Origin of the sequence: Butyrivibrio hungatei, assembly GCF_900101605.1 — a bacterium.
Lineage (GTDB): Bacteria > Bacillota > Clostridia > Lachnospirales > Lachnospiraceae > Butyrivibrio > Butyrivibrio hungatei_B.
Window position 1 is genome coordinate 73697 of record NZ_FMUR01000013.1, and the last position, 15495, is coordinate 89191.

Here is a 15495-nt window from a genome sequence, read left to right on the forward strand (position 1 = left end):
AATTGATCAAAAGTCAACGTGCCAGTACGCTGAAGGGGAATTCTGTGTTTAAAATCTGAAAGGAGTAAGCAAAACAATGGGAAAGCTTGCAATTGAAAAAGTAATCGGAAGAGAAATTTTGGATTCAAGAGGAAATCCTACAGTAGAGGCAGAGGTTACTCTTGCAGACGGAACAGTGGCAACCGGAACTGCTCCGAGTGGTGCATCAACAGGTGAATTTGAGGCACTTGAACTCAGAGACGGAGATAAGTCACGTTATCTCGGAAAAGGAGTTACAAAGGCTGTAGATAATATAAATAATGTGATCAACGATGCGGTTAAAGGTATCGATGCTTCTGATACATATGCTGTAGATGCGGCAATGATCAAGGCAGACGGAACAAAGGATAAGTCTAAGCTCGGCGCAAATGCAATTCTTGCGGTTTCTATCGCAACAGCAAGAGCAGCAGCTAAGTCACTTGATATTCCTCTTTACAGATTCCTTGGCGGTGTATCAGGAAACAGACTTCCTGTGCCTATGATGAACATCCTTAACGGTGGTGCACATGCAGACAGCGCTGTTGATACACAGGAATTCATGATCATGCCTGTAGGTGCTCCTTCATTCAAAGAAGCTCTTCGCTGGTGCGCAGAGGTATTCCACAGCCTCAAGAAACTCATCAAAGATATGGGCGATGTAACAGCAGTAGGTGATGAGGGTGGTTTTGCTCCCAATCAGCTTAAGAGCGACGAGGATGCTATCGAGAAGATTCTTGAGGCTATCAAGGCAGCAGGCTTTGAGCCCGGAAAAGACTTCATGATCGCTATGGACGCCGCTTCATCAGAGTGGAAGAGTGAAAAAGGAAAAGGCTTCTACAAGCAGCCCAAGTCAGGTAAAGAGTTCACATCGGATGAGCTTATCGCTCACTGGGAGAGCCTCGTAGATAAGTATCCTATCATCTCAATCGAAGACGGACTTGATGAAGAAGACTGGGAAGGCTGGCAGAAGATGACAGCTAAGATCGGTAACAAGGTTCAGCTTGTAGGTGACGATCTCTTTGTTACAAACACAGAGCGACTTTCAAAGGGTATCTCTCTCGGAGCAGGTAACTCAATCCTTATCAAGCTCAATCAGATTGGTTCAGTATCTGAGACACTTGAAGCAATCAAGATGGCTCACAACGCAGGTTATACAGCAATTTCTTCACACCGTTCAGGTGAGACTGCAGATACAACAATCGCAGACCTTGCTGTAGCGCTCAATACATGTCAGATCAAGACAGGTGCACCCAGCCGATCAGAGCGTGTTGCCAAGTACAACCAGCTCCTTCGTATTGAAGAGCAGCTCGGTGAAAGCGCCGTATATCCTCAGATGGATGCTTTCCACGTAAAGAAGTAATTTCTAAATAATAAAATATATCAAATAAAGTCTCATGGTGGCAGATGATTCGGGCTATCATGAGACTATTTATGTAAAAAGTTCTGAGAAGTTGGAGGAGTAAGTTTATGAAATTAAAGACAAAAGATATGATCTACGCAGGAGCATTCGCAGCACTTTATGTTGTTGCGGTTTTGATAGTAATGATGCTGGTTGGAACAATTCCGATCATTTACATCGCGTGTCCTTTATTGCTCGGTATTTTTTGCGGTACCATTTATCTTTTGAGCGTTCTTAAAGTAAGAAAATTCGGAGCTGCACTTCTGATGGCTGTATTGTTTGCATGCATAGCAACAGGCTTTGATCCAATCGCATTTTCTGTCTGCATTGTAAGCGCACTGATAGCTGAGATATGCATGGCTCTCGGAAAGTACAAGTCAAAGAAAATGTATGTGGTCTCATACGTCTTTTTCAACTTTATAACTGCGTCTAACTTTTTCAGAATTCTTGTTGCCAAAGATGCATATATAGCAGGTGTTCGTTCAATGATCGGAGATGACTTTGCAGATGGAATGAGCAGGCTCGTAACACCCTGGTGGGCGTGGATCATGATTGTTGGATTTGCGGTTGCCGGAGGAATTATAGGCGGACTTTTCGGATCGAAGATTGTAAAAAAACACTTTGAAAAAGCAGGAATTGTCTAAGGGGATAATCAATGTTTACCGGGAACAATACTTCAATAATAAAAGCAGATCCAAGAACAAAACTGTTGATACTTGTTATTTCTATGATCATACCGCTTAAGTGCGTGACGGTATTTCCGTCGCTTGTTTTTGCGGCGCTTCTTTGTGTGATGTTGTTTTTGGAAGGCGAAAAATATTTATCCGTAATATGTTTTTGTATATCAATTATAATAATGTGTCTGTATGCAGGTGCTGTAAAAGGAGGCTTTGGCTCGGTTCTTAATATGATCTGCATGTCCGTCATGGTACTTATCAGATTCTTTTGCCCGATAACAATGGCACTTTTGCTGTTCACAAAGACGACCGACATGTCGCACCTAATTTCATCTTTTCAAAAGATGCATCTTCCGATGGTCTTTGTTATTCCTTTCGTAGTTCTTATCAGATTTATTCCGACCATATTTGATGAGTGGGACGGAATAAAGAAAGCCATGCTCTTTAGAGGAATAGAATTTAAGCTAAAGAGCTTTATTACAAAGCCCGCGCAGATAATCGAGTATACCATGGTTCCGCTTCTTTTTTGTTCGGTCGAACTTATGGATGAACTCGCATCGTCGGCCATGGCAAGAGGACTCGACAGTAACAGGAAAAGAAGCTCATATGTCGAAGCAAGGCTTAGGGTTACCGACTACGCGATAATCCTGATCTTTGCAGGCTTCCTGGCATATATGTTTTTCATTTACCAGCAATGAGTAAGAGGTGAAAATGATTAAGATAGAAGACGTTTCATTTAGATACGCCGGCGAAAGTAAAGGCGGAAATGGAATCAAAAATATAAATCTTACGATTAAAAAAGGCGAATTCGTAGTTCTATGCGGAAAGAGCGGATGCGGTAAGACAACGCTTACGAGAGTGATAAACGGACTGATACCGCATTTTTATGAGGGCGAGATGGAAGGATGCGCATATATAGATGGTGCAAATGTGACCGGGCAGCCACTTTCCGATATCTCCACGCTTGTCGGTTCAGTTTTTCAAAATCCGAAGAGCCAGTTTTTTCATGTAGATACAACAGGAGAGCTCTTGTTTGGATGTGAGAATCACAATATGTCAAAAGAGCTGATGGAAGAGCGTCTCAATGAAACTGCGGATGTTCTTAAGATAAGACCGCTTCTTAACAGAAATATCTTTGAACTGTCGGGCGGAGAAAAACAGCAGATAGCCTGTGGCTCTGTATATGCTTCGGATCCCGAGGTATTTGTCATGGATGAACCTACATCCAACCTCGACAGAAAAGCGATTAACAGGCTTCATCAGATACTTTCCAAACTAAAGTCCGAAGGAAAGACAATTGTGGTGTCCGAACATCGTTTGTATTTCTTAACGGATCTTGCGGACAGATTTATCTATATAAACGAAGGAAGAGTAGAAGGTGAATTCACGGCAGATGAATTTAAAAAGCTGTCAAATAGAGCGCTGTCCGAAATGGGACTTAGAACAACAGATCTTTCTACCGTTACGGGTAGACCGCTTGAGGTGAAGGCTTCAAAGCCTGTAATAACGATAAGCGATCTTTCGTGTCAGAGAGATAATTCCAACATCCTCGATGTGGATGATCTTAAGCTTCCGTCTAAAAGTGTTGTGGCTTTCATAGGAGACAACGGAACAGGAAAAAGTACACTTGCTGAGGCGCTCTGCGGAGTTCTCGGTTCAATGGGTACTGTGAGTATAGATGGCAGGGTTTTGGATGACAAGCAAAGAGCGAAGTCCTGTTTCATGGTCATGCAGGATGTAAACAGACAGCTCTTTTGCGAATCTGTAATGGAAGAACTTAAGCTTAACAGTGATGTCAGCGATGAGCGTGCACTTTCCGTTCTTAAAAAACTTGGAATAGACGCCCTTAAGGACAGGCATCCTTCTTCACTGTCGGGAGGACAAAAGCAAAGAGTTGCAATAGCTTCTGCACTCTGTTCCGGCAAGAAGATTATATTTTATGATGAACCCACAAGTGGTCTTGATTATGTAGGAATGGAGAGCTTTTCGAAGCTTGTAAGAGATACGGAGTCCGATGTTGAAACATCGATAATAATCACTCATGATCTTGAGCTTATTTTAAACTGTTGTACTCATGTGGTTCACATGGAACAAGGAAGACTCGTGTCGGTTTATCCTTTGGACGAAGCAGGTATCAATAAAGTCAGATACTACTTCACGACAGAAAGTGAAGAGGCTCATACAAGCAAAAGAGAATCAGGCTCTGCGATGAGCAGGATCATAAACAGAATGGGAGCATATAAAAAACATTTTTACGGCGCCATAGTCTGCATGATACTTGGTGTTGCGGCAGGTATAGTTCCTTATGCGATGCTTTATAAGATAACGGATAAATTTCTGTCAAAAGACATTTTTACCTTTAAGGACGTCTGCATTCCTATAATCGTTATCTTTTTGGGGAATGTCCTTAATATGCTCCTCTATACCCAAGGCCTGTCATTGTCACATATAGCGGCATTTAATACGCTCAAGGCAATAAGGATAAAGCTAAAGGATAAACTAAATAAACAGTCTCTCGGAACAATAAGACAGATCGGCACAGGCGCTCTTAAAAAGGTATTTACCGATGACATTGAAGAAATAGAGGTAATTCTTGCACATGCAATTCCTGAAGGAATATCCAATCTTTTGGTTTCTCTTGGAATCATTGTTTTCATGTTCAGAGTAAACTTCCAGCTTGCTCTTGTGGCATTTATCGTAGTGCCGTTGGGACTTCTTTGCATGAAGCGGATGTATGATGACGGCGTTGAGAGAATGGGCGGATATTTTGCCGCTGCAAAGCGAATGAACAATTCCATTGTCGAGTACATCAACGGAATGGAAGTTATCAAGGTATTTAATTACCAGAGTGAATCTTACAAGAGCTATGAATCGAGCGTACTTAATTATCGGAACTTAAGCCTTACCTGGTATAAAGTATGTTGGCCATGGATTGCGCTATACATGAGCCTTCTTCCCAATATGCTCTTGTTCGCGCTTCCCGCAGGAACAATCATGGTAATGTCAGGCGGCGCGACGCTTAACGATTTTATTCTTATCATTTGTCTGTCACTTGCAATCGGACCGAATCTCTTAAGAGCTCTTTCTTTTGCATCATATGTGACTCAGATTAATTACAAGATCCAGGCGCTTGAAAGAGTGCTTGACAGAACGGAATTGTGTGAAGGCTGCGAGAGTTTTTCGGGAGATGAAAAGCTTGATATTGAGCTTAAGAATGTACATTTTTCATACAAGGACAACGAGGTTCTTAAGGATATTAGTTTTGTTGCAAAAGCGGGAGAAATGACAGCGGTTGTCGGAGAGTCAGGAAGCGGAAAGTCGACTATAGCAAGACTTCTTGCGCATCAGTATGATACCGACGGCGGAAGTATAACCTTTGGCGGGAAAAAGATTACCAATCTAAGCTTATCGGAACTTAATTCCAAGATATCTTTTGTGTCGCAGGATGTATTTCTTTTTAACAGAAGTATTATGGAAAACATAAGAATCGGAAATCCCGAAGCCACGGATGAGATGGTCTTTGAAGCTGCGGGGAAAGCTGCGTGCGATGAGTTCATAAAAAAGCTTCCCGAAGGATATAATTCCAAAGCAGGTGATGCAGGAAAAAGGCTCTCAGGAGGTGAGAGGCAGAGAATAGCGCTTGCCAGAGCAATCCTTAAAGATGCACCGATCGTAATACTTGATGAGGCAACTTCTTCTGTTGATATTGAAAACGAAGATAAGATCAACAAGGCGATAGATGAGATCATAAAAGGAAAAACAGTCATCGTCATAGCACATAAACTTAGTGCGATGAGAAATGTCGATAAATTCGTGCTTATCAAAAACGGAAAAGTTGTAGCCGAGGGCAATAAAGCCGAGATCATGAAGAATGAGTACTTCAAACAACTCTATAAACTTTCCAAGGACGCGGAAGATTGGATGGTCAATAACTCGGGAGAAGTTAAGGAGGAAGAAGCAATATGATAAAGCAGATAAGAAGAATCATACGCCTTGCGGGAAAATATAAGACAAGGATAAGGCTTGCATATCTTTTTTCCTTACTTCGCGCAATATGTACATACGGCCCATATTCACTCTCGGTATACATAATAAAGCTTTTGTATGAAAACAAGATGACTATGGAAAAAGTCGGAATGTTGATCGCTGTTATGGCAGCGTTGTTTGTCGGACAAGTTTTCTTTTCGTACATGTCGGACAGACTTCAGTCTACTGCCGGATATTTGCTTTTTTCCGACCTTAGGATAAGCTTGGGAGAAAAGCTCCGTCACATGCCAATGGGATTTTTTACCGACGGAAATATCGGAAAGATCAGTACCGTTCTTGCGGTGGACATGGGCTTTATCGAGACAAATTGCATGAACACGATTTCCTCGTTTGTTGGTGATATCTGTTCTGAAATTTTGGTCATATCGTTTATGACTTTTCTTCATCCTTTACTTGGGGCGTTTACTCTTTTAATGAGTCTTGTGATCGTGCTTATAGGTAATATTTCCATGAGACATGAGCAAGCGGAGGCAGACGGAAAACAGGAACTTAACGAGGAGCTATCAAGTCACGTTCTTGAATACATTGAAGGAATGGGCGTAATAAAGTCCTACAACATGGTTGATCGTGAATCTACCGATATCGAGAATGCATTTGAGAAGATGAAGGATGAATGCATAGCATTTGAAAAAAAGGTCACTCCGAGCCTTAGGATCATGGAGTTTGCAAACGCTGTCGGAGTTCTTTTGCTTATTTCTTTGTGTATAAGACTGTTTGGTATCGGCGAGATAGAAAGATTCAGAGCGCTTGCCGTTTGCATGTTTTCTTTCGGTGTTTTCAGACCGATCAAGGAAGTGTATCTTCAGGTTACAAGGTTTGCTGTTATGAACAGCAGCCTTAACCGAATGGAAGAGATTTTTGATCTTGAAGTTTTGGATGAAAAAGATATTGCGACAATCCCCAAAAAAGCTCCCGTTGGTGTTCCGGAGATTGAATTTAGAGAAGTATCTTTTGCCTATGAAAAAGAGAGCGTGCTGGAAAACGTTTCCTTCAAGGTAGAAAAGAATACCATGGCTGCACTTGTCGGACCTTCGGGTGGCGGAAAAAGTACCGTTGCGAGCCTTCTTACAAGATTTTGGGATGTAAACGGCGGAAAGATAATGATACGAGGTGTCGATATAAGGGATGTGCCTCTGGAAAATCTTATGGATAACATAAGCGTGGTGTTCCAAAAGGTTTATCTTTTCAAGGATTCCATCTATAACAACATAAGAATGGGAAGACCCGACGCCACCCGCGAGGAAATCATCGAGTGCGCAAGGAAAGCAAGATGCATGGATTTCATAGATAAGCTTCCCTACGGGATTGATACGGTAATCGGTGAAGGCGGCGCGAGTCTATCCGGCGGCGAGGCACAGAGAATTTCTATCGCCCGTTGTATCCTAAAGGATTCACCTATAGTAATCCTCGATGAGGCGACAGCCAGCGTCGATGCCGACAACGAAGCGTATATCCAAGAGGCAATCGATGAGCTCTGCCTTGGAAAGACACTCCTTGTAATCGCACACAGACTCAACACAATAAAAAATGCCGATGCCGTATTCAAAGTGGAGAATAAGACAGTGGCATAAAGATTTAGAAGACGTGAAGCATATCTATCGCTCACGTCTTTCTCTATATAGAGAGAAACGCCGAGCTTTGAAAAGCTCGTTTTTTGTATTTGCTGCCCTTTTCATAGACAGCCCGGCCGCAAAGGTATATATTCGGAAATGCGTTGTATTCGTACGAGGCGATGTTTTTCAAGATTCATAAATGAAGCGAGCTCGACTGCTTCGAACAACGCTGAGAGGAGAGCTCGCTTCATTTATGAATCTTAGAAAAACACAACGAAGACGTACACAACGCATTTCCGAATATATACCTTGCGGCCGGGCGTAAGGAAAGGCAGCTACACAAATTGCTTATGCCTGCGCAAGCTGTCTTCCGAGGTCTTCAAGGGCTGAAATGGTATCTGCATCGGGTGCTCCGTTAGCCATTACTCCTTCGCCGCCAACGATAGTTGCGCCTGCAGATGTAAGTCTGTCCTGCCAGTCACGCATCCATTGGCCGTCTCCCCAGCCGTATGAACCAAAGAGCGCAATCTTCTTGCCGCTTGCAAAACCTTCATAATCAGCCATGAAAGGCTCAACTGTTGTCTCTTCGAGAACTTCTGCTCCCATAGCGGGGCAACCGAATGCGATAACAGTATCTTTTGCTGCATCAGCTGCGCTGATAGCGTCAAATGTTGTTACCTCAGCTTCGCCGCCTGCACTTGTGATTCCGTTTGCCACTGCATCGGCCATTGCCTGAGTATTTCCTGTTCCACTCCAAAAAACTACTTTAACTTTACTCATAAAAATGATCATCCTTTCTGAGCAATTTCGCGAGTCATGCTCTTGAAAAATACGTTAGCAAATGCTAACATAAATATCAATAAAAAAACATGATAATATTTTTCAATATTTTACTGATTGAGAAAGTGCCATAAACATGCAGGAAAAGAGAGTATTCTGCATATGCGTTAGGTGCAGCTAACACAACGTATGATGCCAATTATCAAATTAGAAAAAATGATTTGGAGGAGTAATGGGAGATCAATTACTTATAAGTCTTTGTTCACCGACTTTGGCGGGGCTCAAAACAGGAAATCTTTTTACTGTCGATATCGATGACAGGGAGAGTTTTAACAAAGAAGTGAGAGACTTTAATTACAGGTTTGCGAAGAAAGGACTGCGAATGATACCCGTAAAGTATTACGAAAAGCGAGTCCTCGTCTATGTTTACAGACCTGATTTTTTAAAAAGAGATTTTGCGAATAAAGAAGTATGCAAAGTCCTCAAAGAAAAGGGCTACTCATACAGTAACGCAGATCTGTGCGTTGCGGAACTTGCAAAGCATTTAAGACAGGATTCAAAGTTTCCGCATGAGATAGGTCTTTTCCTTGGATATCCCGTGACAGATGTTTTGGGATTCATGAAAAGCCCTGATGAGGGCGTGAAATACACAGGTTTCTGGAAAGTTTACGGCGACACCAAGTCAGCGCTTGAGACATTTGATAAATACAAGAAGGTTACAGAAATCTACAGCACAGCGCACAGAAACGGAGTACCTTTGGAGCAACTTACTGTTGTCTGCTGAGAAAACTTATCAATACCAAAATCTGAACTGTATTGACTTTACAGTTATATGAGGTAGTATTAAAAATCGTAGATGATAATAATTGAATTATTAATAATTTGATTATTATCATCTACGATTTTTTATTATTCTGTTAGCAATGCCTAACGATAAAAACAGGAGGGAGCAATGTTTAAAAAGGTTTTGGAGTACACGGGGAAGTATAAGAAATATACTTTTCTGGCAATGTTCTTGTTGTTCGTAGGACTGGCATTTAATGTCTTACAGTTCGTAGCTATTTATAAAATGATAGATGGCGCGACAGGAGGAGAGACGAGTATTTCATTTTATGCGAAATGGTCAACTGTCATGCTGATATGCGGTCTTGTATACGTGGGATTTTATATTTACGGATTGGAAAGATCCCATTTCAGTGCCTATAACACACTTAAGAATCTGAGAATATCTCTTCAGAAAAAGATGGAAAATCTTCCGCTCGGAGAAATTCAGGAACTTGGTGTAGGTTCGCTTAAGAAAGTATTTATTGATGATATTGATAACATGGAGCTTCTCATTGCACATGCACTTCCGGAAGGATTTTCAAATCTGATTGTACCGCTTCTTGTAATTATCATCATGTTTTTTGTTGATTGGAAACTTGCGCTTCTTTCGCTTGCGTCTCTTCCAATCGGTATGGTTGCTATGTTTGCAATGTATGGTGCGGGAACAAGCAAGATGGGAGATTATTATGCATCTGCTCAGAAAATGAATGATACCATTGTTGAGTATGTAAACGGTATGGAAGTCGTAAAGATCTTTGGACGTGACGGCGACAGCTACAAGAGATTTTCCGGTGATGTCATGAGTTACAGAGATTTTACTCTTGCATGGTACAAGATCTGCTGGCCATGGATGGCTTTGTACGGAAGTTTTCTTCCCTGCGTGGCTCTTTTGACACTTCCTATCGGAGGATATTTTGTATATACGGGAAGTTCAACGCTTTCAAACTTCCTGCTTGTTATGTGCATGACTTTCTCTATAGGACCTACTATTTTAAGAGCGCTTACATTTATGAGTGTTCTGCCACAGCTTAACTATAAGATCACATCCTTGGAGAATATCCTTTCGGCTGAGCCTCTTAAGCAGGGAACAAAGTCCTTTGAGGGAAAAGACCATTCGATTGAATTTAAGAATGTAAAATTCTCTTATGACAAAAAAGTGGATGTAATAGAAGATGTAAGCCTTACAATTCCGGAAAATACCGTAACGGCGCTTGTAGGTGAGTCGGGAAGCGGAAAGTCAACCCTGGCAAAGATTCTTGTTCATTTCTATGATGTTACCGGAGGAAGCGTAAAGATAGGCGGACAGGATATTACAGATATGACATTGGAAGCTTTGAACCGTGAGATCTCTTTTGTTTCACAGGAACAGTTCCTTTTCAACATGAGTATTATTGAGAACATCAGGCTCGGCAAACCGGGAGCTTCCGATGAAGAAGTAATAGAAGCTGCAAATAAAGCACAGTGTGCTGAGTTCCTTAAAAGACTTGATAACGGAATATATTCTATGGCAGGTGCCGCAGGAAAAATGCTGTCGGGCGGAGAGAGGCAGAGAATCGCACTTGCGAGAGCTATCTTAAAGAATGCGCCTATTATTGTTCTTGACGAAGCTACTGCATTTATGGATCCGGAAAATGAGGAAAAGATGAATAATGCAATAGCAGAGCTTATTTCTGACAAGACGGTAATCGTAATTGCTCACAGATTATATTCAATCAAGAATTCAGACAAGATTGTGGTTATGAAAAGCGGCAAGATACAGGCAGAAGGAACACATGATGAACTTCTTAAGAATTCTGAGATGTATGCAAATCTTTGGGAGTTGTCTGAAGGAGCAAAAGAATGGTCGGCTGCAGATAAAGGCAGCAAGGTCACAGTGAAGGAGGCATTTGCATGATCGGGGCAATAAAAAGAATTATAGATTGTTCGGGAAAATATAAGGGAAGGATACAGATTGCATTTATATTTTCATTTTTGAAATCAATTCTTCAGAATGCGGTAATTGTATTGACGGTTCTGATGGTTGATGAATTCTTTAAGGGTACGCTTGTGCCCGGAAGTTTTGTAAAATATGGATTTATGCTACTTGGATGTGTTATTGCGCAGGCTCTTTTTATCCATCTTTCAGACAGACTTCAGTCGGCTGCGGGATTCATGCTCATGGCTGATATGAGAATAAAGCTTGGTGAGCATTTAAGAAAGCTTCCGATGGGATATTTTACAGCAGGAAACATCGGTAAGATCAGCTCGGTTCTTTCAACAGATATGGTATTTATTGAGGAAAACTCAATGATGACACTTGCGGATACTATGAGCTATCTTTTCTCAGCTGCAATCTTTACAGTATTCATGCTTGTTTTTAATCCGGCGCTCGGCGCAGTTGCACTTATAGGATCATTGGTTTTGGTTCTGGTCGGTGAAGTGAAATACAGAAGAGGAATAACTCTTTCAGGTGAAAGACAGGAGCAGAGCGAAAGACTTACAAAAGCAGTTCTTGATTACATCGAAGGAATCGGAATCACCAAGACTTACAATCTTCTCGGAGATAAGTCAAAAGAAATGAGTGACAATTTCGAGAAGTCTTGTAAGGAGAGTTTAAGATTTGAAGGCAAGATGATTCCTTTGGGAATTGCCATAAATATCATTTTTGAGATCTGTTCTGTAGCGCTTGGTTTTGTGGCTTCAATCCTATTTTTAAACGGAACAATAGATATAACAGCATTTCTTGGAGTAACTCTTTTCATGCTTAATGTATTTATTCCCTTGAGAGTTGCGTATATGGAGTCTGAGAAGCTTACGATCATGGATAAGTGCCTTGACAGGATTGAAGAAGTTATGAATGAGCAGGAACTCTCTGATTCGGGAAATAAGAAGATCGGCGGTGCAAAAGAAGGCGTGCCTGCAGTTGAGTTTAAGAATGTAAAGTTCTCGTATGATGCAAAAGAAACTATAAGCAATGTTTCATTCAAAGTTAATGAGGGTGAGACAATCGCACTTGTAGGACCTTCCGGAAGCGGAAAGAGTACACTTGCCAATCTGATGGCAAGATTCTGGGATATAAATGCGGGCGATATCCTGATCAACGGAACAAGCATAAAAGAAGTACCGCTTAAGAACCTTCTTGAACAGATCAGTATGGTGTTTCAGAATGTATATCTTTTCAAAGATACCATTTACAACAATATCATCATGGGAAGACCTGATGCGACAAGAGAAGAGGTTGTTGAGGCAGCCAAGAAGGCAAGATGTTATGACTTTATCATGAGCCTCCCCGATGGATTTGAAACTATGGTTGGTGAAGGTGGAGCATCGCTTTCGGGAGGTGAGAAGCAGAGGATATCAATTGCAAGATGTATCCTTAAGGATTCTCCTATCGTTATCCTTGATGAAGCAACAGCCAGCATAGATGCGGATAATGAAGCTGCTATCCAGCAGGCAATCTCAGAGCTTTGCAAAGGAAAGACACTTATCATAATCGCACACAGACTTAAGACCATTAAAGACTCTGATTGCATCCTTGTTGTCAACAATGGTAAAATTGTTGAAAAAGGAAAACACGACGCGCTTATGGAAAAAGACGGAATTTATAAGAACTTTGTACAGATCAAGAATTCCGATTCCGGATGGTGCAAAAGAAAGATTGGCTGATTATGGCAGTTAGAGATACCAGCATAGATCCGAGATTATTGGAAAGTGCAAGGAAACATTTTAGGGAAAAAGGGTTTCTCGGTGCACAGCTTTCCGATATATGTAAGGATGCAGGAGTTACCACAGGAGCAATTTACAATAGATATAAAGGAAAAGAAGGCTTGTTTGAAGCAGTTGTAAAAGACACGGTCGACAGTATGAACAGCATCTTGGAGGAAGCAAAGACTGTTGATCCAAATAAGCTTTCAGATAAGGAACTTATAGGAGTTTGGGATAATACCGAGGAGAACACAAGACTTTGGAATAAGCGGCTCATGGATATGAAAGACGGACTGGAACTGGTTCTTAAGTGTTCAGAGGGGACTAAGTACAGTCATTTTCACGAACAGTGGCTTGAGAAAATGTCTGATATAGACTATGACTACTTAAAAGCATTGCAGGACAGGGAACTTGCAGATAAGAAAATTTCTCGCAAGGAGCTTCACGTGCTTGTCTCGGCATTGTGGAAGTTGTACACGGAACCGATTGTTCATGGTATGTCTGATAAAGAGATTGAACATCACTGCAAAGTGGTCGGAGATCTGTTCAACTGGTCCAAGGCGGTTGGAATCAAAAAATAATGTGATAAAATGAGGGAGAAAGCGTTTGCTTTCTTCCTCATTTATTGAGCAGAACACTTAACTTAACGAGGTATTTTTATGTTTCAGATTATTTTGATTCCGTTTTTGGGAACTGCGCTCGGAGCTGCGACAGTATTCTTTTTTAAAAAAGCAATAGGAGAAAAGATGCAGCGTGCTCTTACCGGATTTGCATCAGGTGTGATGGTTGCGGCTTCTTTTTTTAGTTTGTTATTGCCGGCGCTTGATCAAACGGCAGATATGGGAAAAATGGGATTTGTTCCCGTATCCATAGGATTCGGCATAGGAATGTTATTTCTTCTTGTGCTTGATGTTGTGACTCCCCATATGCATCTGGATAAACTTGAAGAAGGCCCAAGGAGCGGACTAAAGAGAACAACTAAACTTGTCCTTGCCGTAACTCTGCACAATATTCCCGAAGGAATGGCAGTTGGAATAGTTTGTGCGGGATGGATGTATGGAAACAGTGCCATTACTTATGCGGGAGCACTTGCTTTGGCACTGGGTATTGCAATACAGAACTTTCCTGAGGGAGCGATAGTTTCAATGCCGCTTCTTGGTGAGGGAGTGCCAAAAGGGAAAACTTTCCTGTATGGCGTACTGTCGGGAATAGTTGAGCCAATCGGAGCAATTCTGGTAATAGTCGCATCCGGAGTACTTATTCCAATGATGCCGTATCTTCTCAGTTTTGCGGCGGGAGCGATGATCTATGTTGTAGTTGAGGAATTGATTCCTGAGATGTCTGAAGGTGAACACTCCAATATAGGAACGGTATGTTTTGCGGCAGGGTTCATTCTTATGATGGCACTTGATGTAGGGCTTGGTTGATACAGGTTTTGGTGGAACGATGAATAACAGCAGATACATGAATTCAGTATATTCTGATATGAACGATAGCTTACCCAAGGCATTTTTTATGGATATTCCCAAAGAAATCGGCAACGGGAAAATTAAAAGTACGTATACCGGGCAAGGAATAGTTCTTACTGATTGGAAGATGAATTATCTCTCTGATGCGAATGTTGAAGGCGTCAATAGCGATAAGTATATTCAGCTTATGTTTTGCCTTAGTGGAGAAGCATTTTGGGAAGTCGAGGGTGACAGCAGGACGTATGAGATAAAAAAAGGCGAGATGCGTCTTTGGCCCGGTAGCGGGAAAAATGAATATATGTGTTATAAGAAAAATACGGACTTCGTATTTAGAACAATAAAACTTCCGCTTGAATATTATAATCGCATTATTGAGGGATATCTTGATGAAGATAAGGAGAATATATTAAGTAGAGGCATATTGGAAAATAAATCCAATATGCCTCTGACGCCATATGTTGATTTTATTTTGGAACAGCTGGACGGATTTAAGGAGTATCAAGGATTTCTGAGTGATATGTATCTTGATGGTAAGATTTTAGAACTTCTTACGGTTTATCTTAAGGTTGTTTTTGATGAGGGGCATATGGATAAAAGATATTCCGATATTTCAAAGACCGATCGGGGCGCTCTTATCGAAGCAAAGAAAATAATAGATTCGTGCGAAGACAGGATTCCTACGTGCAAAGAACTTGCATCGGCAGTTAACTTAAGTGTTTCAAAATTTTCCAAGATTTTTTCAAAAGTATATGATAAACCGGTTCATTCTTACATAGTTGAAAAGAGACTTGAAAATGCTGCATATATGCTGATTAAAACGGATATGAGCATTGGAGAGATCGCATTTAAAAGCGGATATTCGAAACCGAGCAATTTCTCCGCGGCATTTAAGAAAAGATACGGTGTTCTTCCAAAGGAATACAGAACCGATTTTGGGTATAATTAAACCGTTTTTGGGTTTTTATTTGATCATGGCGAATTGTATAATTCTTCTCGTGGTTAGCTATTGCTAACGTAATAAGAGTCTTACATGGGAGGAATTA

Annotated in this window: 12 protein-coding genes; 11 read left to right on the forward strand and 1 reads right to left on the reverse strand. The window is 41.3% G+C overall.

Annotated features, from left to right (window positions below; translation table 11 throughout):
* Positions 1-76: 76 nt before the first annotated feature.
* From eno to BLP87_RS11185, 5 genes are all read left to right on the forward strand, one after another.
* Positions 77-1378, forward strand: coding sequence for a phosphopyruvate hydratase (gene eno, locus BLP87_RS11165; RefSeq protein ID WP_026514103.1), 1302 nt, complete (start codon positions 77-79; stop codon positions 1376-1378).
* 107 nt (positions 1379-1485) lie between these two features.
* The gene (locus tag BLP87_RS11170) at positions 1486-2061 is read left to right on the forward strand and encodes an MptD family putative ECF transporter S component (protein ID WP_074462756.1); all 576 of its coding nucleotides are present in this window, start codon (positions 1486-1488) and stop codon (positions 2059-2061) included.
* 11 nt (positions 2062-2072) lie between these two features.
* Positions 2073-2792, forward strand: coding sequence for an energy-coupling factor transporter transmembrane component T family protein (locus BLP87_RS11175; protein WP_026514101.1), 720 nt, complete (start codon positions 2073-2075; stop codon positions 2790-2792).
* A 13-nt stretch (positions 2793-2805) separates the two neighbouring features.
* The gene (locus BLP87_RS11180) at positions 2806-6060 is read left to right on the forward strand and encodes an energy-coupling factor transporter ATPase (RefSeq protein WP_074462757.1); all 3255 of its coding nucleotides are present in this window, start codon (positions 2806-2808) and stop codon (positions 6058-6060) included.
* Entirely contained in the window at positions 6057-7712 is a 1656-nt protein-coding gene (locus BLP87_RS11185) for an ABC transporter ATP-binding protein (RefSeq protein ID WP_034469159.1), read from the forward strand. The genes BLP87_RS11180 and BLP87_RS11185 overlap by 4 nt, the downstream gene beginning before the upstream one ends.
* 330 nt (positions 7713-8042) lie before the next feature.
* On the opposite strand, the gene BLP87_RS11190 is transcribed toward BLP87_RS11185, so the two are convergent.
* Positions 8043-8474: a flavodoxin gene (locus BLP87_RS11190; protein WP_026667907.1), complete on the reverse strand. Its 432-nt coding sequence runs from the start codon at positions 8472-8474 to the stop codon at positions 8043-8045.
* A 232-nt stretch (positions 8475-8706) separates the two neighbouring features.
* Between BLP87_RS11190 and BLP87_RS11195 the strand changes: the two genes are divergently transcribed.
* The 6 genes from BLP87_RS11195 to BLP87_RS11220 all read left to right on the forward strand — a co-directional run bounded on the left by BLP87_RS11195 (position 8707) and on the right by BLP87_RS11220 (position 15398).
* Complete coding sequence (locus tag BLP87_RS11195) at positions 8707-9258, forward strand: DUF3793 family protein (protein WP_026667908.1); 552 nt, start codon at positions 8707-8709, stop codon at positions 9256-9258.
* Between the two features lie 168 nt (positions 9259-9426).
* On the forward strand, positions 9427-11193 hold the full coding sequence (locus tag BLP87_RS11200; RefSeq protein WP_026667909.1) for an ABC transporter ATP-binding protein: 1767 nt from the start codon (positions 9427-9429) through the stop codon (positions 11191-11193).
* Positions 11190-12944, forward strand: coding sequence for an ABC transporter ATP-binding protein (locus tag BLP87_RS11205; protein WP_026667910.1), 1755 nt, complete (start codon positions 11190-11192; stop codon positions 12942-12944). Before BLP87_RS11200 ends, BLP87_RS11205 begins: the two co-directional genes overlap by 4 nt.
* Positions 12945-12946: 2 nt before the next feature.
* Complete coding sequence (locus BLP87_RS11210) at positions 12947-13564, forward strand: TetR/AcrR family transcriptional regulator (RefSeq protein WP_026667911.1); 618 nt, start codon at positions 12947-12949, stop codon at positions 13562-13564.
* Positions 13565-13642: 78 nt separating this feature from the next.
* The gene (locus BLP87_RS11215; protein ID WP_026667912.1) at positions 13643-14410 is read left to right on the forward strand and encodes a ZIP family metal transporter; all 768 of its coding nucleotides are present in this window, start codon (positions 13643-13645) and stop codon (positions 14408-14410) included.
* A gap of 19 nt (positions 14411-14429) precedes the next feature.
* Positions 14430-15398: a helix-turn-helix domain-containing protein gene (locus BLP87_RS11220; RefSeq protein ID WP_026667913.1), complete on the forward strand. Its 969-nt coding sequence runs from the start codon at positions 14430-14432 to the stop codon at positions 15396-15398.
* Positions 15399-15495 lie beyond the last annotated feature (97 nt).

Coding starts and splice junctions, on each gene's coding strand:
- eno (WP_026514103.1), top strand. CDS start 77: ATGGGAAAGCTTGCAATTGAAAAAGTAATCGGAAGAGAAATTTTGGAT.
- BLP87_RS11170 (WP_074462756.1), top strand. CDS start 1,486: ATGAAATTAAAGACAAAAGATATGATCTACGCAGGAGCATTCGCAGCA.
- BLP87_RS11175 (WP_026514101.1), top strand. CDS start 2,073: ATGTTTACCGGGAACAATACTTCAATAATAAAAGCAGATCCAAGAACA.
- BLP87_RS11180 (WP_074462757.1), top strand. CDS start 2,806: ATGATTAAGATAGAAGACGTTTCATTTAGATACGCCGGCGAAAGTAAA.
- BLP87_RS11185 (WP_034469159.1), top strand. CDS start 6,057: ATGATAAAGCAGATAAGAAGAATCATACGCCTTGCGGGAAAATATAAG.
- BLP87_RS11190 (WP_026667907.1), bottom strand. CDS start 8,474: ATGAGTAAAGTTAAAGTAGTTTTTTGGAGTGGAACAGGAAATACTCAG.
- BLP87_RS11195 (WP_026667908.1), top strand. CDS start 8,707: ATGGGAGATCAATTACTTATAAGTCTTTGTTCACCGACTTTGGCGGGG.
- BLP87_RS11200 (WP_026667909.1), top strand. CDS start 9,427: ATGTTTAAAAAGGTTTTGGAGTACACGGGGAAGTATAAGAAATATACT.
- BLP87_RS11205 (WP_026667910.1), top strand. CDS start 11,190: ATGATCGGGGCAATAAAAAGAATTATAGATTGTTCGGGAAAATATAAG.
- BLP87_RS11210 (WP_026667911.1), top strand. CDS start 12,947: ATGGCAGTTAGAGATACCAGCATAGATCCGAGATTATTGGAAAGTGCA.
- BLP87_RS11215 (WP_026667912.1), top strand. CDS start 13,643: ATGTTTCAGATTATTTTGATTCCGTTTTTGGGAACTGCGCTCGGAGCT.
- BLP87_RS11220 (WP_026667913.1), top strand. CDS start 14,430: ATGAATAACAGCAGATACATGAATTCAGTATATTCTGATATGAACGAT.